A 19,661-nucleotide genomic window follows, 5' to 3' on the forward strand; every position below is an offset into this window, starting at 1 on the left:
GCGAAAACTACGCCCTGACCTGGAGCTATGCAATGCATCAAAGTTTCAGACCAGGCGGTATACAACTTTTTTGTATGAGTTTTCGAGCATTTCTGCACTTATCCACATCATCCATGGCCACATGCGACTGTTCTAATAGGAAGCTCATACAGAAAAATCTCTGGAAAAGTTGGGGCAACCATGACGCTCGATCTCGATTCCAAGCTCATTGCCGCACTTCAGCGCAACGGGCGAGCGACGTACCGCGAACTGTCCGTGGCGGTCGACGCCCCACGAGCGGCGGTGTCCACCAGAGTGCAGGCGCTACTCGACTCGGGAACGGTGTCCGTAGTGGCCGTCGCGCACCCCGAACTTCTCGGGTTGAAGGCGCTTGCACACGTCTCGATCGCAGTGTCCGGACCGATGACCCCGGTACTGGACGCGTTGATCGCATCCGAGGCCGCCGTCTACATCTCGGCAGTCAGCGGGCAGTACAACGTGATTGCGGAACTTCGGGTGCCCAGTCACGACGATCTGTACCGTGCCATCGCCGAACTCCGCTCACAACGTGGCGTTCGATCCGTGAGCACGCTGGTCTACGTCGACGTCATCAAGGGAATCTTCATGCCCGAGACCGCTTTACAAGCCGATATCCGACTCGACTCGACAGATGTCGCGTTGATCGAACTGCTCGAGCGCAACGGGCGAATGCCCTTTCTCGAGCTGGCCGAACACACCGGACTGTCGCCGAGCGCCGTGCGCAACCGGGTCAATCATCTGATCGCGAGCACGGCACTGCGCGTCGGCGCTGTCGTCAAGCGGCGAGGTGGTGGCCGAACGCTGGCGATGGGCATCGGCGTCAATCTGGGCTCACGGGACGACAACGCGGTATCGGAGATCGAGTCGCTGCCCGGAATCGAATTCCTCGCCCGGACCCTCGGACGATACGACGTGATCGCGACGGTTGCCGCCAACTCCTCGAGCGACCTGCATGCGCTGTCCGAACGAATCCGCGGGATCGACGGTGTCAGCGGCTTGGAATCTTGGGCACATCTCGAGGTATTCAAGGAGCACTACGCCCGCAGCCTGGACGTACGCGGGTAATTTCCGAGTCATTGACCCACTTGGTCGGGCACGCTAACCTCGATCAAGTCATTGACCCACTTATCCGAGGTGACATACATGGCCGATTCCGGACGCAAGGTAGACATCGTCGCCGCGGCGATCGAGGAGGCGATCTCGACCGGTCGATGGCCCGTCGGATCGAAACTCCCGCCGGAGACCGCATTGGTCGAAGAATTGGGAGTCGCCCGAAACACCATGCGCGAAGCGGTACGGGCGCTTGCCCACGCCGGAGTTCTGTCCGTACGCCACGGTGGCGGCGTGTACGTCATGGCGGCGTCGCCGGTCGAAGGATTACTCGGGCGCAGGCTCGCCAGAGGTGACGTTCTCGACGTACTGAGCCTGCGACGCGGACTCGAGGTCGAAGCCGCGCGACTTGCAGCGCAGCGCCACACCCCCGAAGATCTCGCGCGGATACATGCAGCCTGGAATGCCCACCCCGGTCACGTCGGCGGCTTCACTGTCGAAGCCGGCATGGCCTTGCACCTTTCGATCGTCGAGGCGTCCCACAATTCCGCACTGATCGACGTCTACCGGGGAGTCCTTGCTGCCGTGACGGATTCGCTGTCCGCCGTCAGTGTCGGTCCAGGTTTCCACGTCGACGAGCACCGACCCTTGATCGCTGCCATCGAGGAACGCAACCCCGGCGAAGCAGCGCGTGCGGCAGGCGCAGCGCTCGATACGGTCATCGACGCAGTCGAAAGGAGCTTGTCGTGAATCGGGGAAACTGGAACGGTGCGGCATATTCCCCTCTTGCCGAACAACTCTCACCTGCATCGACAGAGGCGCTGCGCTCGATCGGGCACGTGAGCACGGCGTACGACGTCTGCGCTGGAACGGGGAACTTTACGCTCCCGGCGGCCCAGTCCGGGATCGCGGTCCACGCACTCGACCTCTCCGCCAGCCAGCTGGAGGTCGCGCGCGAACGCTGGATTCCTCGCCCCGGAACTACCGAACCCACTTTCACGATCGGCGATGCACAGTCTCTGCCGTGGTCGGATTCGAGCGCCGACGCCTGTGTCAGCATCTTCGGGATCATCTTCTGTCCCAACCCTGCGATCGCCCTCGCAGAGATGATGCGGGTGACCCGCCCGGGTGGAAGCATTTGTGTCGCAACGTGGTCGGAGAACGGGTGGGCAGCAGCACTCCGAAGGGAGGCCGCCTCTGCGTGGAATGGCATCACACCACTACCGACGACATGGTCGAGCCCGAGCGAATTCGAGAAGGCAGCAGCTGGATTGGAGTCGGTGAGCTCGGCCTCGCACCTGCTCGAGTGGCAACTACCAGCCGGTTCGGATCCCGTCGAGGAACTGTGCGACCAGGCGCCGGCGTTGAAGAACTTTCGCGAGGCGGTTCGAGGCGCAGGGAATTGGGCTTCGATGTCAGCGCACCTCCGCTCGACGCTCGCACCCTGTCTCAGGTCGAGCGCGGCCGGCCCCGTCGCCACCAGCGAATACGTCCTCCACACGGGCACTGTCCCGAACTCTGACACCGCGCTCTTCCGAACGCGCGGGTAACCCTCTTTGCCGGATACGGTCTCTTCACCGTCCACCGAACCGAAGAGGCCCGCTTGATGTCTGAATCGAACTCCCTACCTGAATTGAAGCAAGCATCGCAGCAAGCATCGAAACAAACCTTGTCCATGTCCGTCCTCATGACGCCGGACATGTCAAACTTCTCGGGCAACGTGCACGGCGGAACGATTCTGAAGTTTCTCGACCAGGTTGCCTATGCGTGCGCGAGTCGATATGCCCAGACCTACGTCGTGACTCTGTCGGTGGATCGTGTGGTGTTCCGCGAACCGGTGCATGTCGGCGAACTCGTCACGTTCAGCGCTTCCGTCAATTACACCGGGCGCACCTCGATGGAAATCGGAATTCGAGTCGAAACCGAAGACATTCTTCTCGGAAAATCTCGACACACCAATAGTTGCTATTTCACGATGGTGGCGATGGGAAGCGACGGGAAACCGGCTGAGGTACCCCAACTCCGACCGACCGGAACAATCGCCAGGCAGCGTTTCGAGGCCGGGCGTCGGCGTCGTGAACTGCGCAGAGAGAACGAGCTTCGTGAACAGTCCATCCGGGCCGCAGTTCGGGACTTAACGCCCGAACACGATGACTGAATCCAGTCATATTTAAGTTATAACCTTATGCATTAAGCTGATCGAGTGACTTCGAAGGCACGGGAAAAGTATGACGTTGTGATTGTCGGCGCGAGCATCGCGGGATGCGCGGCCGCAATCATGTACGCCCAGCAAGGTCTGCGGATAGCGCTTCTCGACGCTCGCTCCGACATCCGGGCGCACAAAGTCCTGTGCACTCACCACCTGCAACCGTGCGGTGCCCCGATCTTGCAACGACTCGGCGCCACGGAAAAACTGCTCGCCCTGGGAATGGTGGAAACCGTTCCGACATTCTGGACCCCGTGGGGAAGAATCACCCCTGATGCCGCAGAGAACTCACCGCCACCTGGGTTCAACGTCCGAAGGGAAACTCTCGACCCCCTACTGCGCCAACTCGCGAACGACTACCCGAACGTCGACCTTCTTCTCGGGCATCGCGTTTCCGGACTACTGACCGAGAACGGCACTACTGCAGGCGTCTACGGCACCGAACAGGGTTCGGTCTTCACTGTCGAAGCACGATTGACCGTCGGAGCGGACGGCAAGGATTCGACCGTCGCACGATCCGCTCGTTGCGACTCCGTGACTGCATCCAACGGGCGTTTCAGCTATTTCGCCCAACTCTCCGGACTTGAACGACCCGGCGGAGAAACGTCATTGTCGTGGTTCATGGATCCCGACGTCGCCTATCTGCTCCCCAACGACGGCGGAATCAGCGTGCTGGTGGTCTTCCCTGCCCTCGACAAGCTCGGCTCGTTCGCTGACGACCTGTCTACTGCTTTCCTCGAGTACGCCAACGCATTACCCGGCGCTCCGCTTGTTCGGCGAGAGCACATCGTCGGGAAGATCGTTGGTACCAAACACTTCTCCACAACCCTCACCGAACCCGTAGGTAACGGGTTCGCACTCATCGGCGACGCTGCGGCAACCAACGACCCGTTGTGGGGTATCGGATGCTCGTGGGCACTCGAGACCGCTCAGATGCTGGTCGATGCGACCGCGCACATGCTGACGGAGACGCCGGCAGACACACTCGACTCACATCGGAACGTGAACGCTGCATTGACCGAATACCGTAGCGCCAGAGCGAGTATGACGAATCACATCGACTACATGAGTGGTTACGCCGGTGGGCGAAAGTTCACCGCGATCGAACGTCTGCTCATCTCCGCGGCCACCCACGACCACGACGAAGCCCGAAGGTTCTACTTGTTCGGTTCCCGGTTGATACCGGCCGAACAGTATCTCTCGACTCGCTCGGTCGCGCGGGCAGCACAAAAACATCTCAGGCACCGTCTGCGTCGTAGATCTGTGGCCGGGACGTAATCTGACAAGCGTTTTTTCGGCGCCGGCAACGGGGAACCCTCCGATCGCAACCGAGCCGGAGGAGCGACCATGCGTGCACACATCGCCATTCCGAGTGAATCGACTTGTCACAGGTACGTAGTCGCCGTCGCCAGCTCCACCTTCGCCGAATCGGTCATCTGGTGCGACGGCCCCGCGTTCGACGCAGTACTCGTTCTGGGCAGCGAGATTCCGCAGCACAGTGGCCACCGAGCCGTACTCGCCTGGAATCACTACTTCGGGTGGGCGCTCGGCGTGGAAACCACACCGGATGCGTCGTTCGCCGTTGTCGAATGCCTCGGTATCGGGAGAATGCCGGATCCTGAACTGTGCGCCGACCGCGCTGTCGAGTTGATTGCCCAGGCGGGTAGTTAAGGAACTCGTCGCGCGGCGCACAATCCGGCGGGCATAAGATCGAGCGCGAGTTTCGCACGCCCGACGAAAGAGAGCCCGACATGGACCCGCTGAACAGGCCTGCCGGTCAGCTGGCTCTCGAGAACGAACCGGACGGCAGGGCGACTTTGCGGGCGCGTCAGACGCCGCGCAGTGAGCGTCGCAAGATCGGGAAAGGCCTGCGCAAGCGAGTGGCGCGATCGTCGCTCGGCGACTGGACGCCCCCATCCGATCGACGTGACCCGGTCGATCAGGTCAACACGGCACACGAGGGAAGACTCGACTGGTTGGTTCCGATCCGTGTGGGGCGAATGGTCGCTTCGCCATACGGATTCCTGCGCGGTACCGCCGGATTGATGGCAGAGGACATGGCGCAGCTGCCGTCCACCGGCATCACTCCCGTCATCTGTGGAGATGCGCACGTCGGAAACTTCGGGTTCTACGGATCTCCGGAACGCGAACTTGTCATAGACCTCAACGATTTCGACGAAGCACATCCCGGCCCCTGGGAATGGGATCTACGAAGGCTGGCTGCGAGCATCTGGGTGGCCGGTCGACAGAACGGTCTCACCGAAGCTCAATGCGAAACAGCAACAACCTCGTGTGTGTCCGCGTATCGCCTCCACTTGGCGAAGCTCTCCGAGCGTCCGCTGTTCGATCGCTCCTTCGACCGGGTCGATCTCGACGGACTCACCGACCACGTCACCGATCCTGGGTTGCTGGCCGAGATCAGGCGCGCCGCGGAGCGCGCCCGGCGGCGTACGAGTGACCATGCGGTGCCGCGGTTCACCGTCGAGGATCACGGACGGCGCCAGTTGGTCGAGAACCCGCCGCTCACAACACGACTCACGCCGCAGGACACCGACTTCCTCCTGGAGGGTCTGGACGAGTATCTCGAAACCCTTGCACCACACTGGCGCCGAGTCGTCTCGGGATACAACGTCATCGACGTCGCGCACCGGGTTGTCGGAGTCGGGAGTGTCGCTCTGCGCGCCTATGTGGCCCTGTGCGAAGGGAGCATCCCGGACGACGTCATCTTCTTGCAGCTCAAGCAGGCTCGCCGATCCGTCGTTGCACCCTTCGTGCACGGTGACTCGGCCTGGCACGACCACCAAGGACGACGCGTCGCGGAATACCAGCAGGCTCTCCAGACAGTCAGCGATCCACTGCTCGGGTGGTGCACCGTGGACGACCGCCAGTACTACGTCCGTCAGTTCCGGAACATGAAAGGTTCTGTGGACCTGAACAATATCGATGCAGCAGCCTTGACCGACTATGTCGCGATCTGCGGTCGCCTACTGGCCAAGGGACACGCACGAACCAGTGGCGCGTCACTGATTTCCGGTTACCTGGGAACCTCGGACACGGTCGACACCGCCCTCACCCGGTTTGCTCGGCTCTACGCCGATCAGACCGAACGTGACCACGACGCTCTGTGCCGGGCGGTGTCGGCCGGCACGATCGCCGCGGAGCCGGGAATCTGATCCCTCACGCCGCGACAATCCTGCCCTGCTCGAACTTCACTCCACCCCAGATTCCGGTCTGACCAGTGGCAGAGGCGAATTCACGACACGAAGCCACAATCGGGCACCTGTTGCACACGTCGGTCGCGTAGTCGTATCCCTCGGACGGAAAGGGAAACCACCGGTCCGGCTCGGGGTCTCCTCGGCATTCCGCCTGCCACCACGTCCGGTCGTCCGAGATCGGCAAAAGCTCAGCCAAATTGGAGATTTCGTCAGCGCACATCACTGGCTCCCTTCGACTGGCACGTCCGACTCAATTCGCGCCAGATCTTCTGCTGCACTTTCTCGATGCGCCGAGGTGCCTTCGGCTCCCACAGCAGCCGCATACCGGCCTCGGCCGGAGTGCGATCCGCCTTGCGCTGATTGCAGGAACTGCAGCACGCCACCAGATTTCCCCACGTGTTGGGCCCGTTACGGCTCCGCGGCTGGACATGGTCGATGGTCGTTGCCCGGGCGGCGCAGTACGCACATTGACGACCGTCCCGGTCGAAGACACCGGCAAAAGTGGCCCGACTGGAATCGGTGACCGTCACCCGGTGAGCAACGTACACGTACTCGGCGAGCAGGATCGTCCTCGGCAGTGGGATTTCGACGTGCTTGGAGCGCACCGGAAATATCGGGGTCACGTCTTCGGTGGACTGCGCGGAACCGGTGGCGATCAGGACGACCGCACGATCGGCGCTCACTTCACCGAGGTACTCGTACGTGGCGTTGAGTACCCGGACGGGGCGGTTCATCCAACTGTGAGCAAGTGCGCGGTTCGGGTTCCGCATGAGAGTTCTCAGTTCGTGTCGAGGAGTGAAACTCCTGGACACGAAGACGGGTCAGGAGCAAATGCAAGAAATGGGGAACGGCATATATCCAGCGCCGCTCTGTTCCCCGAATGCGGGATGGGAAATACCGCGGGGTGAGTGCCCGCGCAGGTGCAACGCTTGCTTCCAGTCGCGCATGCCTGTCCCCTTCCACTTCTTGTTCTCGTCACCGGCTATTGCCGACGCTCATCATCACACGGAAGGCATCCTCAGCGATATCGATTTATCAGGCCGGAAGAGCCGTCCTGGAAATACCGCGGTTTGACGCCGGAACACGCGGCTTGATCGAATGAGCCATGACTTCGTCGTACATCGACCTACGCTCGGACACCGTCACCAAGCCCGATGCGGAGATGCGGAAGGCGATGGCCGACGCCGAGGTCGGTGACGACGTCCTCGATCACGACCCGACCATGGCGGCGCTCGAGGAAGAGGTGGCGCACACTCTGGGTTTACCGGCGGCACTGTGGGTGCCGAGCGGATCGATGGGCAACCTAATTGCGCTGATGCTGCACCTTCACCGCGGCGATCAGTTCCTGGCACCGGAACACTCTCACGTCTTGGGCTCCGAATTGGGCACCGCTGCCTGGCTCGCCCAGGGAATGCCGATGGCGTTGCCGCACGACGGCGGACCCGGACGTCCCACCCCCGAGACTGTTGTGAAGGCGGCGGGCTCCCCCGGCCCGTACTTCGCGTTGAACACCACGCTGCTCTGTCTCGAGAACACTCATAACTTCGCCGGCGGTGCCGTCATGAATCCGACCGAATGGACGAAGCTGGTCGACGCAGCGCGATCACGCGGCTTGAAGATTCACCTCGACGGCGCCCGTCTCTGGAATGCCGCTGCTGCACTCGATGTTTCGCCCACCGAATTGACTTCCGGCGCCGATACCGTTCAGGTGTGCCTGAGTAAGGGACTCGGTGCGCCGGTCGGCTCGATACTCGCCGCATCACCCGAATTGATCACCGAAGCCCGAAGGATCCGCAAGATGCTCGGCGGCGGCGTTCGTCAGGGCGGAGTGCTGGCCGCAGCCGGCATCGTCGCGTTGCGCTCACAAGCTCGCCTCTCCGACGATCACGACAACGCGCAGCGCCTCGCGTCGGGGCTTCGTGAACGCGGTTGGGCCGTCGACGAACCTGCCACCAACATCGTTCTGGCCGCGACAGCTGATCCGTCGGTCACCGTTGCTCAGCTCGCCGGTGTCGATGTCGGCGCGGTCACCGTTGCCGGGAAGGTTCGGTTCGTGACGCATCGCGACGTGAGCACTGCCGACATCGACGCGGTTCTGTCCAGAGTAACCTTCTGAACTACGCCACCAGGGGTTGAACCTCCTGCGCGACAAAGCGAATGAACTCGCGGACATCCGGCTCGTCAACAGTCGGTTGGAGTACCACGGTGGTTGCACCTGCTGCAACCCATCGCCGTGCTGCTGCCGCGACTTCGGCCGCGTTGCCCACGGCAATCGCATCCTCCGGCGACTCGCTACCGGACGCTGCGGCCTCGGCAAGGGCGCGCTCACGACCGCCGGAACCGAAAGCACAGATGACGTAGACGACGACCTCGTGATCCGACGCCCCGATGTGAGCGATCGCCCGACGCACGCCGTCCGGGGTCGTCCCACCCGAGAGCACGGTGCCCTGCGCCAACTCGCCACTGAGCGCCAAAGTCTTTGGCCCCGTGGCGCCGACGAGCAACTGCGGCACCGTCTCCGGTGGCCACGCCAGCGTGACGTCCGTGAGATTCACGTATCGACCGGACACCGTCACCGACTCACCGCCCAGTAGCCGCTCGACTGCTCCGAACTGCTCCCGCAGGAGGGTCAACGGCGATTCGGCTTTGGCCCCGATCTGCCGCATCCAACTCTGAACGCCGTGACCGAAGCCAACCCGTAGTCGATCCGGATGAACTCTGGCCAGCGCTGAAATCTCCATCGCCGTGATCGCGGTGTTGCGCATCGGGGTCGGCAGCACACCGATCGCCACACCCACGCGATCGGTCTCAGCCAATACAGTTGCAGCAGTGGCTATTCCTCCGCCGAAGAAGCAGTCTTCCCACAACCAGACCTCGTCGATACCGACTTCGTCTGCATACCTGGCATGTCGAACCAGATCTTCCGGAGATTGCTCCGGGCGCACGACGACGGCAATCCGTGCGGCGCTCATGCCGTCACCAGAAACGCGGCGATCTCGTCGGCGGTTCGACGGCCCTGTTCGCGGCCGAGTTCGGCTGCGGGGCGCCTGGTTGTCGGTGAAAGCGAGTTCGTTCCGATCGCTTCGACGACGGCGTCGTCGGCGAAGACAGGCAGCACGGGCAAGGGCGTCATCACGTCGATTTCCTCTCGTAGACTGCCGCCCAGAAGATTCGGGGCGGGGTCGGCTGCGGGTGAAAGAACCACGACCACATCGCAGTCGGCAGCCAGATGAACATTCGAGCCACTCGCCATTCCGCCGTCCATGTACCGCTCGCCCTCGATCACGACTACCGGCCACACCCCTGGTACGGCGCAACTTGCTCCGACTGCGTCGATCAGTTCTACGCCGTCAGCGTTGCCGAACACCCTCAACTCACCGGTCTGTGCGTTGATCGCCGGGATGCGCAACTCCCGGTCGGGCCACAACCGATTGGGCAGCCTCGCCTCGATGACCGCGCGACGCACGGCAGGTTCGACGGTATCGGCTCTCATCGCTGCTTCGCCGAGCAAACGGAGCTGCTCGGCCCGGTCCTGCGATCCTGCGATCGCGTCGACGAACATCTGACCGAGTACCTCGACATCGACCTTCGGGTCGAGCTCCCCGGTGGCCTCCGCTGTTTGTGCGTCGAAAAGCTCTTGCAGTGTCACGCCGCTCGCTATCTGAGCGCTCACCGTGGAACCTGCGGAAGTGCCGATCAACACGTCCGCCGTCAGCAGCGCAGCGGCAGTGTCCGGTGATTTGTCCTGAAGGCCCAACAGAAAACCTGTTTCCCAGGCGATTCCCGCAACGCCGCCACCGGCAAGTACCAACCCCAATTTCACGCCGTCCACCTCTCGTCGATCGTGATCCGTGCCCGAAGTCGACGTTAGACCTACTCTGAAGTGATGTTCATGCGCAGCGCAAAGACATTTGTTCCCGACGCACTCCGTGGGTTGATCGCATCCACCGACGACATCGCGTGGAATCCCGACCCTGGGTACCTCACACGCGCAAGGCCACTTCCCCGTGGACGGGTCGCGCTCGTCTCCGGCGGCGGTTCAGGCCACGAACCCATGCACGCCGGATTCATCGGCGAAGGAATGCTCACAGCCGTCTGCCCCGGATTGGTCTTCAGCTCACCCAATGCACTTCAGATCCACGAGGGATCCAAGGCTGCCGACGCCGGCGGCGGCGTCCTTCACATCGTGAAGAACTACACCGGCGACGTGATGAACTTCGGTATCGCCCGAGAGTTGCTACGCGAGGACAAGATCGATACGGACGTCGTCCTGGTCGACGACGACGTCGCGACCGAACGCGCAGACGGCAGCGGTCCGGGACGACGCGGTACTGCGGCAACCATCGTGGTGGAGAAGGTCTGCGGCGCATCCGCCGCCCGCGGCGACGACCTGGCCGAGGTGACCCGGATCGGACAACACGTCGCGCACTCCGCTCGGAGCATGGCCGTCGCCCTTCGCCCATGCACTTTGCCGGGGGCTGACGAGCCGTCGTTCGACTTGCCGGCGGGTCAGGTGGAACTCGGTATCGGCATCCACGGCGAACGCGGCACAGAACGCGTGGACGCCCTGCCCGCACCGGAATTGGTGCGGCGGCTGACGGACCCGATCATCAAGTCCCTGAGTCTCGCCGAAGGCGACCGCGTCATCGCCGTCGTCAACGGTCTCGGCGCCACCCACCCGCTGGAGTTGCAACTTCTGTTCGCCGAACTCGGAGATTATCTGGACGAACAGGGAATTCACATCGAGCGGACACTGATCGGAACCTTCGTCACTGCATTGAACATGGCAGGCGCGTCCATCACCCTTGTTCGCACAGACAAAGAAATCCTCGAATTATGGGACGCACCAACAAAAGCGCCCGCCTGGCCGAATGCTATAGCGCGTGAGTACACCGGCATGGGCACGCGCGAATCTTTCGGTCCCACATTCACACCCGACACCTCACGCACCGCCGAAAGCAGCTTCGTCGGAAGCTGGATTGCGGACTGGGCCGAGAAGGTACTGGATCAGGAACCGGCACTGACCGATCTCGACCGACGAGCGGGCGACGGCGATTTCGGGACCAACATGGTGGCCGCACTGGATCAACTCGACATCTCGGCGATCCGTGACACGTACTCCACCGCAACGATATTCGATGCAGTCTCACAGGCGTACCTTGGCCACGCCGGTGGCACCTCCGGCGCATTGTTCGGCATCTGGTTCCGGCATTTCTTCCGCGTGGCCGCAGACTCGGCGGACTCCGAACTCGACCTCGGCGCGATCGCGGCTGCAGCGCGAGCGGGACTCGACAACATCACCTCGCTCGGCGGCGCACGCGTCGGCGACAAGACGATGGTCGACGCGATAGTTCCGGCGGTCGAGTCGTTGGAGCAATCCGTGAGCTCGGAAGCCGATCGAGATGCTGCGCTGGCGAGCGCAGCGGAAGCCGCAGCGGCCGGGGCGGAGTCGACCGAAACCATGCTCGCGAACCGCGGACGTGCAAGTTATGTGGGCGAAGCCGCTCGCGGAGTAGTCGATCCGGGAGCGCTACTCATAGCGTGGTTCTTCGCCAGTGCAGTGGGTCACTAGCGAGCACTTCGGGGCTGTGACTAATCTGGCAGCCACAGCACATCGTTTGTGACGGCCCGTGGGCAAAAGCACCGGTCTCACACACCACACAGGAGCAGCCCATGCTGAGCACCATGCAAGACGCCCCCCTCTCCATTGCTCAACTTCTCCGCCACGGTGCCTCCGTTCACGGCGCCTCCGAGGTTGTCACGTGGACCGAGTCCGGCCCGCGCCGTGTGTCCTACGCTGACGTCGGCAAGCGCTGTGCTCAGCTCGCGCACGCCCTGCGCGGGCTCGGCGTCGAGGGCGACGAGCGAGTCGCCACGTTCATGTGGAACAACTCCGAGCACCTCGAGGCGTACCTGGCGATCCCCTCGATGGGCGCTGTGCTCCACACCCTGAACATTCGTCTGTTCCCCGAGCAGTTGATCCATGTCGCCAATCACGCCGAGGACCGCGTGATCATCGTCGACCCGTCCCTGATTCCGCTTCTCTCTCCGCAGCTTCCGTCGCTGACCACCGTCAAACACATCGTCGTCACCGGCTCCTCCACTGCAGGACTCGAAGCTCCCGAGGGAGTGCAGGTTCACACCTACGAGGGCTTGATCGCCGATCAGCCCACCGAGTTCGACTGGCCCGAGGTCGACGAACTGAGCGCTGCCGCAATGTGTTACACGTCCGGCACCACGGGTGACCCCAAGGGCGTCGTCTACTCCCACCGTTCGATCTACCTGCACTCCATGCAGGTCTGCATGAGCGACGGCCCCAACCTCGCGCAGGGCGATCGTGCACTCGCCGTGGTGCCTCAGTTCCACGCCATGTCGTGGGGACTTCCCTACGCCGCATTCATGATCGGTGCTTCGCTGATCATGCCCGACCGCTTCCTCCAGCCTGCCCCGTTGGCTGCGATCATCGCCAGCGAGAAGCCGACGTTCGCCGCAGCCGTCCCCACCATCTGGCAGGGCCTGCACCTCTACCTCGAGCAGAACCCGCAGGACATCTCCTCGATGCGCGAGGTTCTGATCGGTGGGTCCGCGGTACCGCCGGCCCTCATGCACGCATTCGAAGCCGACCACAACGTCTCCGTCCTGCACGCCTGGGGCATGACCGAAACCTCCCCACTCGGATCCGTCGCCCGCCCGCCGGCCGGTGTCACCGGCGACGCGATGTGGAAGTACCGCTACTCTCAGGGCCGCTTCCCGGCATCCGTCGAGGCACGTCTCATCGACGATGACGGCAAAGTTGTTGCACACGACGGCGTTTCCGTCGGCGAGCTCGAAGTGCGCGGCCCCTGGATCACCGGGTCGTACTACGGCGTCGATGCGGAAGACAAGTTCAACGACGGCTGGCTCAAGACCGGTGACGTCGGATCCATCACGGCCGACGGCTTCCTGAGCCTGTCCGACCGCTCCAAGGACATCATCAAGTCCGGCGGCGAATGGATCTCCTCGGTCGACCTCGAGAACGCCGTCATGGGTCACCCTGACGTCACCGAAGCTGCCGTCATCGGCGTGCCGGACGAGAAGTGGGACGAGCGCCCGTTGGTTGCGGTTGTTCTTCGCGCTGGTTCCGAAACCACCATGTCCGAACTGCAACAGTACCTTTCGGACAAGGTTGCCAAGTGGCAGCTGCCCGAGAACTGGGCCGTGGTCCAGGAAGTCCCGAAGACGAGCGTCGGCAAGTTCGACAAGAAACGCCTTCGCGCCGACTACCACGAGGGCGGACTCGAAGTTACGCGACTCTGACACCGAGTGAATGCCGAAGTATGAATACTGAAGGTGGGCAACAGGTTTTCACCTGTTGCCCACCTTCGTTCACGAGCGATGCACTTTACGGCCGATAGCCGACCGTGTGAAAAGCGATATCGACGTACTTCTCCGCCAATTGCGACGGTGACATCGGACCGCCGGTCTGGAACCAACGCGGCAGTGACTGCGCCATACCGAGTATTGCCCGGACGGTCTCTTCGGTATCGGTGACCGCGAAATCTCCCGATGCCACACCGTCGTCGACGATCCTGCGCATCAGCAACTCGAGCCGCTTACGACTGGCGGCGTATCGACTTCGGCTTTCCGGTGAGACATGCCGAATCTCGGTGTCCAACGCAGCATGCCGCGACCGGTGGGTCATATAGAGAACTATCGCCTCCACCACCAAGGCGAAGCGTCGTACCGGATTTTCGCCGGCCTCCGCTTCTGCCGCTTCGGTTCTGGTATTCAGCTCACTCATCGAGACCTCGAACAAAGCGACGAGAATTGCCTCTTTGTTCGCGTGGTGATAGTAGAGCGCGGGAACGGTTACCCCGACATGATTGGCAATCTGGCGCACCGTCGTGCCGTGGTAACCATTCTCGTCGAAAAGCTCGAGCGAAGCCATCAGGATGTCGGTCATCACCAGCGGCGGGAAGGACCTCCAGTCCACTGCCACCGAGCTCACCGACTCCACCTCGCCAGTCATGTGATAGCCGAAATTATCGCGGTGCCATACGGATTGCACCGTCGAGGCGGATCGTCTCACCATTGAGCATGGGGTTGGAAACGATGTGCGCAGCAAGCGCGCCGTACTCGCTGGGATCACCCAGGCGAGAGGGGTGAGGCACCTGCTGACCCAACGACGCCTGGGCTGCTTCGGGCAGTCCGGCCAGCAACGGGGTCTTGAACAAGCCTGGTGCAATGGTGTTGACGCGGATCAGCAGCGACGCGAGGTCACGGGCGATGGGAAGCGTCATACCGACGACGCCGCCCTTCGACGCGGAGTACGCAGCCTGCCCGATCTGGCCGTCATACGCTGCGACCGAAGCGGTGTTGATGATGACACCGCGTTCACCGTCGATCGGCTCGGTCTTCGAAATACGTTCCGCAGCAAGACGAAGGACGTTGAAGGTGCCGATCAGATTGACGTCGATGACCTTCTTGAACGCGTCGAGCGGGAAAGCGCCCTTCTTGCTGACCGTCTTGACTGCGTTGCCGATTCCGGCGCAGTTGACTGCCACGCGCAGGGGTCCGAGGGACTCGGCCACGTCGAGTGCCGCGGTGACCGCAGCCTCGTCGGTGACGTCTGCCGCCGCGAAGCGGACCCGGTCGCCAAGTTCCTTGGCGATGGCTTCACCGTTGGACGACGGAAGGTCGATAATGACGACGCTGGCACCGTCGGCAAGAAGGGCTTTGGTCGTAGCCAGGCCGAGGCCGGATGCTCCACCGGTGACGACGGCGACGCTGTCGTTGACGATCATGAGAGTTCCTTTCGAAAGGTTATGTGTTTCAGATGCGTTCGATGATTGTGGCGTTGGCCATGCCGGCGCCCTCGCACATGGTCTGCAATCCGTAGCGTCCGCCGGTGGCCTCGAGGTGGTTGACCATCGTGGTCAGCAGACGAGTACCCGAGGACCCCAGGGCATGGCCGAGTGCAATCGCGCCGCCCCACGGGTTGAGCTTTGCCGGGTCGGCGCCGAACTCGTGAGCCCAGGCGAGTGGAACGGGAGCGAAGGCTTCGTTGACCTCGTAGGTGTCGATGTCGTCGATGCTCAGACCCGCGCGAGCGAGCACCTTGTGGGTGGCTGGGATGGGTGCGGTGAGCATGAAGATCGGGTCATCGCCCGCAACGGAGAAGGAGTGGAAACGAGCTCGCGGCGTCAGCCCCAGCTTCGACGCCATTTCTTCGCTCATGATCAGTGCTGCGGACGCGCCGTCGGTGAGCGGCGACGAGTTACCGGGAGTGATCGACCACTGCGCCTCGGGGAAGCGCTGCGCGTACTTCTCCGAGTAGAACGACGGCTTCAAGCCGGCGAGTCCCTCGGCGGTAGTAGACGCGCGAACCGTCTCGTCGACGGTATGCGAGACGGTCTCACCGGCGGCGTTGGTCACCGAGATCGGCAGAATCTCCTTGTCGAAGAGCCCCTTCGCCGCTGCCTCTGCTGCCCGCTGGTGGGACTGCGCGGAGAATGCGTCGAGAGCGTCGCGGTCAAGCTTCCACTTGGCGGCGATCAATTCTGCGGAGATGCCCTGGTTGACCAGGCCTTCGGGGTAGCGAGCAGCGACGCCCGGACCGGAAGCGTCCTTCCCCATCGTCGTGGTACCCATCGGGACACGACTCATGGATTCGACGCCTGCCGCGATCACGATGTCGTAGGCCCCGGCGATCACGCCCTGCGCCGCAAAGTGCGCAGCTTGCTGACTTGATCCGCACTGGCGATCGATCGTGGTGGCGGGTACCGACTCGGGGAATCCGGCCGAGAGGACCGCGCTGCGGGTGATGTTGAGTGCCTGCTCACCGGCCTGTCCGACGCAACCGCCGATCACGTCGTCCACCAGGGCGGGGTCGAGGCCGTTTCGCGAGGTGATGGAACGCAGAACGTGGGCCATCAGTTCGACAGGGTGCGTCCCGGACAGTGCGCCGCCCGGCTTTCCCTTGCCGGACGCGATCCGGACTACATCGACGATCACTGCCTTGGTCATCTTCGTTCCCTTCGAGGACGTGCATTGCTGGGGCGGTCCGGCACCCGAGTTTCGTGGCGCCGGGTACCGGACCGAGATCGAGGGAGCACCCTGACTTAGCGCTCGCTAAAGAACTACCACCGACTTGATCCTCTCGTCAAGAGGGGGCCTCCGAACTCGAAACAAATGCGGCCGACTAAAAGCTGGGCGATCAGTGACCTCGCCTGGCCCACGCCATTCATTAGTACTTTCGAATGATAGGTTTTCAATCTTCGCCCGAAATGTCCGGAATCGGATAACCTTCCGCCACAAGCAATCCAAGCCACAGGGGATTCGGGGCGTGGCACCAATCGATGACAACCGCAGGGGGACTGACCGGGAGGTTTGGCGTGGACCTGCGATACGTTGCCTTCACGCGTGCCGACCCGCATTTCTACGACCGAATCAGAACGGTCACCCGACCAGATACATCAACTGACCAGCACTTTATCCCCGCGAAGTCGGTGGATTGGTCGCTCTGGCGGCGCGGTCCCCAAAGTGGACCGTGGAACTACTTCCAACCGCCCGACGGTCTGCTGCCAGAACAAGGATGGAAGATTCACTGCTCCGCTACCCAAGCCAACGCGCAGGAGCTGCTCGATACCGTTTCCGTGTATTGCGGTCACAATCATGTGCCGTTCAAATTTCTTCGGACGGCAGCAGACCTCATGTTGTCCAACAGCAAGCAGGCCAATCGAACTTCCAGCGGAAAATTCATCACGATCTATCCGGCGGATGGTGTTGCCACACAACGTGTCATCACCGAACTGGACAAGCTTGTCACCGGTGCCGACGGGCCGTACATCCTCAGCGATGTGCGATGGAACCGGGGACCGCTCTACTTACGGTACGGCGCGTATCTGCCCATGCAGACCTACGATTCATTCGGCGATCGCGTCCCCGCAATTCGGCGTCCTGACGGATCGCTCGAACCCGATGTGCGCGGCACTTCCTTCAGAACTCCGGACTGGGTACAAATCCCGGACTTCGTTCGCGCGCAGCAAGACAAGCTGAAATCACATGACGAATTCCCCTATTCGATCAATGAAGCCCTGCACTTCAGCAACAGCGGGGGGATCTACTCCGCATTCGACGACGCCGGCATCGATCTGGTCATCAAAGAAGGCCGTCCCTTTACCGCCCCGGACGCAAACGGCCGGTACGCAATCGACCGCATCCGTAACGAGTACGACAAGTTGACTCACCTTGCCGACAACCCGTACACACCTTCTGCGATCAGCTTGTTCGAGCGCGAGGGACACCACTTCCTTGTCACCGAGCGCGCTGCCGGCACTCCCCTGAATCAGGAAGTTGCGCTCCGCCACCCACTGATACGCGCGGACCAGACACTCAGTTCCCGAACGGAATACAGAACCTGGGCACTCGACATTGCACAACAGTTGACTACCGCAGTCGAGAGCTTCCACAACGCCGGAATCGTTCATGCCGATCTTCACCCTGGCAACGTCATGTGCTCACCGTCCGGTATTCGGATCATCGACTTCGAGATGGCCCACAACATCGACGAGCATCCGCCCCGGTCCACCGGGGCTCCCGGGTACAGAGCACCTCGACAGTTGACAGGAATCGCGGCGGATCGATACTCGTTGGGATGCATCGAGCTGGGACTCTTTGTCCCACTTACTACATTGTTCCCTCTCGATTGCAACAAGATTCCCGAACTCATCGACTATGCGGTGTCTCGATTCGATCTTCCTCGTGCCTTCGGTGCCTCGCTCTATTCGATGCTCGACGTACAGGCGCCGGAGCCGGAGAATCGCCCGCATCGTTGGGACACGTCGCCCGGGGAAAACCTGCAACGGGCGGCCGCTCTATTGCGCTGCGGCATCCTCGCCTCGCTGGATCTGTCCCGCCCTGATCGACTCTTTCCCGGTGACATCGCCCAGTTCGAAGTGAACGGCTACGGCATTGCGCACGGCTCGTGCGGAAACCTGCTCGCCGATGAGCTTCCCGCAGACACCTTGGAGTCAGTTCTGAAATGGACTGAACATCAGGTTGATTCGGATACTCAACCAAAGTTCGGCTTCTTCGACGGGCTCGCGGGTGCGGTGCATACCTTTCGGCAACTAGGGCGAGACTCGACTGCCGACAGATGGGTCGAGACTTTGTGCAAAGCTCCACTCGACGAGCTCGACTCCAGCCTCTTCGACGGCCTTTCCGGCATCGGTTGCCTCCTACTCGAGGAATCGGTTTCACGGCCGATGGTGTCACCCACTCTCGCCGTCGTGACTGAAACTCTGCGCGAACGAATTTCAGCTGCTTGCGCGCATGTCCGCAACACCGACGGGGCGTCTTGGGCAGTGGCCGGCCGAGGTGGGCTGATGCGGGGACCGAGCGGACAAGCGCTGTTCTGGACTCGCCACTACGAACTGAGCGGTGATCCTCGGTCGCTGGAACACGCACACCAGCTCGTCGACATCGATTTGTCTGTGATGTCGATGTGCCCTGACGGGTCGATGCAGCTGAGAGAGGAGCGCCGGACGATGCCGTATCTCGGATCCGGGTCTGTCGGTGTGGGCCTGGTACTTCTACAACTTCTGCGCCATGTCGACGAACCGCGTTACGCAGCTGCGGTGCGTGCGATATCCCGCGCCGCCACAGTCGAATTCACTGCCCAAGCCGGACTACTCAACGGGCGAGCCGGGCTGATTCTGTTCCTCAGCGAACTCTCCAAGACTCCATACGCCGGCGCCGATTGTGAACAGACGCTTGCACAGCAGTTTCAGCTTCTGGGCTTGCACAGCCTCAATCACGCAGGAGGCCTGCACTTTCCAGGTGAACAGAACCTGAGACTCTCGACAGACTGGGCAACCGGATCTGCGGGAATACTGGCATTGCTCCGTCATGCCGGATTGCCAACTGTCCGACAGTCGTTTCCACTGATGTGCGCGTCGAATTGCCACATCTCCTAGTTGTTCGGAAAGTTATCACCTCGGAAGATTGGAGCACAGAAGCATCAGGCCGAAAACCTGAAATGGAATCAGCACCGCAAGACAATTCGATCGATCAAATCCATCGGTAAACGTGCCGATCAACAAAGGAAATGACAATGGACGCTATTCTCTCCCTTCAAGATCTGTCAGTCGCCGCCGGCAACGTCGGAGATGCCGGCCAACTCGAGCAGAATG

General features: G+C 62.0%; 18 protein-coding genes. 11 read left to right on the forward strand and 7 right to left on the reverse strand.

What is annotated here, in order from left to right; all coding sequences use genetic code 11:
- Positions 1-180 precede the first annotated feature (180 nt).
- The 7 genes from G9U53_RS05640 (at position 181) to G9U53_RS05670 (ending at position 6,447) form a co-directional block, all read left to right on the forward strand.
- The gene (locus G9U53_RS05640) at positions 181-1,083 is read left to right on the forward strand and encodes an Lrp/AsnC family transcriptional regulator (RefSeq protein WP_125052243.1); all 903 of its coding nucleotides are present in this window, start codon (positions 181-183) and stop codon (positions 1,081-1,083) included.
- Positions 1,084-1,161: 78 nt separating this feature from the next.
- Positions 1,162-1,818, forward strand: coding sequence for a FadR/GntR family transcriptional regulator (locus tag G9U53_RS05645; protein WP_125052245.1), 657 nt, complete (start codon positions 1,162-1,164; stop codon positions 1,816-1,818).
- Complete coding sequence (locus tag G9U53_RS05650; RefSeq protein WP_030536129.1) at positions 1,815-2,618, forward strand: class I SAM-dependent methyltransferase; 804 nt, start codon at positions 1,815-1,817, stop codon at positions 2,616-2,618. The genes G9U53_RS05645 and G9U53_RS05650 overlap by 4 nt, the downstream gene beginning before the upstream one ends.
- Before the next feature lie 125 nt (positions 2,619-2,743).
- A complete protein-coding gene (locus tag G9U53_RS05655) occupies positions 2,744-3,226 on the forward strand; it encodes an acyl-CoA thioesterase (RefSeq protein WP_030536130.1) in 483 nt (160 codons plus the stop codon).
- Positions 3,227-3,271: 45 nt separating this feature from the next.
- A complete protein-coding gene (locus G9U53_RS05660; RefSeq protein ID WP_347570803.1) occupies positions 3,272-4,552 on the forward strand; it encodes an NAD(P)/FAD-dependent oxidoreductase in 1,281 nt (426 codons plus the stop codon).
- A 69-nt stretch (positions 4,553-4,621) separates the two neighbouring features.
- Positions 4,622-4,945: a DUF6292 family protein gene (locus tag G9U53_RS05665; RefSeq protein ID WP_003942947.1), complete on the forward strand. Its 324-nt coding sequence runs from the start codon at positions 4,622-4,624 to the stop codon at positions 4,943-4,945.
- A gap of 80 nt (positions 4,946-5,025) precedes the next feature.
- Positions 5,026-6,447 carry a DUF2252 domain-containing protein gene (locus G9U53_RS05670; protein ID WP_030536132.1) on the forward strand — a complete coding sequence of 474 codons (1,422 nt, stop codon included), beginning with the start codon at positions 5,026-5,028 and terminating at the stop codon, positions 6,445-6,447.
- 4 nt (positions 6,448-6,451) lie between these two features.
- On the opposite strand, the gene G9U53_RS05675 is transcribed toward G9U53_RS05670, so the two are convergent.
- A complete protein-coding gene (locus G9U53_RS05675) occupies positions 6,452-6,709 on the reverse strand; it encodes a WhiB family transcriptional regulator (RefSeq protein ID WP_007730463.1) in 258 nt (85 codons plus the stop codon).
- Positions 6,699-7,259 (reverse strand): HNH endonuclease, encoded by a 561-nt coding sequence (locus G9U53_RS05680; protein ID WP_165638428.1) that lies wholly within the window; start codon positions 7,257-7,259, stop codon positions 6,699-6,701. The genes G9U53_RS05675 and G9U53_RS05680 overlap by 11 nt, the downstream gene beginning before the upstream one ends.
- 335 nt (positions 7,260-7,594) lie before the next feature.
- Here G9U53_RS05680 and G9U53_RS05685 point away from each other — a divergent pair, with 335 nt between their 5' ends.
- On the forward strand, positions 7,595-8,605 hold the full coding sequence (locus G9U53_RS05685) for a GntG family PLP-dependent aldolase (RefSeq protein WP_165638429.1): 1,011 nt from the start codon (positions 7,595-7,597) through the stop codon (positions 8,603-8,605).
- Between the two features lies 1 nt (position 8,606).
- Here G9U53_RS05685 and G9U53_RS05690 read toward each other — a convergent pair whose 3' ends face one another.
- Both G9U53_RS05690 and G9U53_RS05695 read right to left on the reverse strand, forming a co-directional pair.
- Entirely contained in the window at positions 8,607-9,461 is an 855-nt protein-coding gene (locus tag G9U53_RS05690; protein ID WP_047269366.1) for an LLM class flavin-dependent oxidoreductase, read from the reverse strand.
- Complete coding sequence (locus G9U53_RS05695) at positions 9,458-10,321, reverse strand: patatin-like phospholipase family protein (protein ID WP_058038372.1); 864 nt, start codon at positions 10,319-10,321, stop codon at positions 9,458-9,460. The genes G9U53_RS05690 and G9U53_RS05695 overlap by 4 nt, the downstream gene beginning before the upstream one ends.
- Positions 10,322-10,375: 54 nt before the next feature.
- Here G9U53_RS05695 and G9U53_RS05700 point away from each other — a divergent pair, with 54 nt between their 5' ends.
- On the forward strand, positions 10,376-12,061 hold the full coding sequence (locus tag G9U53_RS05700) for a dihydroxyacetone kinase family protein (protein ID WP_165638430.1): 1,686 nt from the start codon (positions 10,376-10,378) through the stop codon (positions 12,059-12,061).
- Positions 12,062-12,162: 101 nt separating this feature from the next.
- Positions 12,163-13,785, forward strand: coding sequence for a long-chain fatty acid--CoA ligase (locus G9U53_RS05705; protein ID WP_003943212.1), 1,623 nt, complete (start codon positions 12,163-12,165; stop codon positions 13,783-13,785).
- An 85-nt stretch (positions 13,786-13,870) separates the two neighbouring features.
- Here G9U53_RS05705 and G9U53_RS05710 read toward each other — a convergent pair whose 3' ends face one another.
- Genes G9U53_RS05710 through G9U53_RS05720 form a run of 3 tightly spaced genes read right to left on the reverse strand, consistent with a single transcriptional unit; the run spans position 13,871 to position 16,494 of the window.
- Positions 13,871-14,497 (reverse strand): TetR/AcrR family transcriptional regulator, encoded by a 627-nt coding sequence (locus tag G9U53_RS05710; RefSeq protein ID WP_065455052.1) that lies wholly within the window; start codon positions 14,495-14,497, stop codon positions 13,871-13,873.
- Between the two features lie 13 nt (positions 14,498-14,510).
- The gene (locus tag G9U53_RS05715) at positions 14,511-15,272 is read right to left on the reverse strand and encodes a 3-hydroxyacyl-CoA dehydrogenase (RefSeq protein ID WP_003942978.1); all 762 of its coding nucleotides are present in this window, start codon (positions 15,270-15,272) and stop codon (positions 14,511-14,513) included.
- A gap of 28 nt (positions 15,273-15,300) precedes the next feature.
- Positions 15,301-16,494 carry an acetyl-CoA C-acyltransferase gene (locus G9U53_RS05720; RefSeq protein WP_073513459.1) on the reverse strand — a complete coding sequence of 398 codons (1,194 nt, stop codon included), beginning with the start codon at positions 16,492-16,494 and terminating at the stop codon, positions 15,301-15,303.
- Between the two features lie 368 nt (positions 16,495-16,862).
- Here G9U53_RS05720 and lanKC point away from each other — a divergent pair, with 368 nt between their 5' ends.
- The gene (gene lanKC / locus G9U53_RS05725; RefSeq protein WP_165638431.1) at positions 16,863-19,445 is read left to right on the forward strand and encodes a class III lanthionine synthetase LanKC; all 2,583 of its coding nucleotides are present in this window, start codon (positions 16,863-16,865) and stop codon (positions 19,443-19,445) included.
- Positions 19,446-19,661: the final 216 nt, after the last annotated feature.

The sequence above is a fragment of the Rhodococcus sp. D-46 genome, from assembly GCF_011290655.1.
Taxonomy (GTDB): Bacteria; Actinomycetota; Actinomycetes; order Mycobacteriales; family Mycobacteriaceae; genus Rhodococcus_F; species Rhodococcus_F qingshengii.

Bases quoted from the DNA above. Each gene is read 5' to 3' on its own strand.
- G9U53_RS05640 (WP_125052243.1), top strand. From the start codon at position 181: ATGACGCTCGATCTCGATTCCAAGCTCATTGCCGCACTTCAGCGCAAC.
- G9U53_RS05645 (WP_125052245.1), top strand. From the start codon at position 1,162: ATGGCCGATTCCGGACGCAAGGTAGACATCGTCGCCGCGGCGATCGAG.
- G9U53_RS05655 (WP_030536130.1), top strand. From the start codon at position 2,744: ATGTCCGTCCTCATGACGCCGGACATGTCAAACTTCTCGGGCAACGTG.
- G9U53_RS05665 (WP_003942947.1), top strand. From the start codon at position 4,622: ATGCGTGCACACATCGCCATTCCGAGTGAATCGACTTGTCACAGGTAC.
- G9U53_RS05670 (WP_030536132.1), top strand. From the start codon at position 5,026: ATGGACCCGCTGAACAGGCCTGCCGGTCAGCTGGCTCTCGAGAACGAA.
- G9U53_RS05675 (WP_007730463.1), bottom strand. From the start codon at position 6,709: ATGTGCGCTGACGAAATCTCCAATTTGGCTGAGCTTTTGCCGATCTCG.
- G9U53_RS05680 (WP_165638428.1), bottom strand. From the start codon at position 7,259: ATGCGGAACCCGAACCGCGCACTTGCTCACAGTTGGATGAACCGCCCC.
- G9U53_RS05685 (WP_165638429.1), top strand. From the start codon at position 7,595: ATGACTTCGTCGTACATCGACCTACGCTCGGACACCGTCACCAAGCCC.
- G9U53_RS05690 (WP_047269366.1), bottom strand. From the start codon at position 9,461: ATGAGCGCCGCACGGATTGCCGTCGTCGTGCGCCCGGAGCAATCTCCG.
- G9U53_RS05700 (WP_165638430.1), top strand. From the start codon at position 10,376: ATGTTCATGCGCAGCGCAAAGACATTTGTTCCCGACGCACTCCGTGGG.
- G9U53_RS05705 (WP_003943212.1), top strand. From the start codon at position 12,163: ATGCTGAGCACCATGCAAGACGCCCCCCTCTCCATTGCTCAACTTCTC.
- G9U53_RS05710 (WP_065455052.1), bottom strand. From the start codon at position 14,497: ATGACTGGCGAGGTGGAGTCGGTGAGCTCGGTGGCAGTGGACTGGAGG.
- G9U53_RS05715 (WP_003942978.1), bottom strand. From the start codon at position 15,272: ATGATCGTCAACGACAGCGTCGCCGTCGTCACCGGTGGAGCATCCGGC.
- G9U53_RS05720 (WP_073513459.1), bottom strand. From the start codon at position 16,494: ATGACCAAGGCAGTGATCGTCGATGTAGTCCGGATCGCGTCCGGCAAG.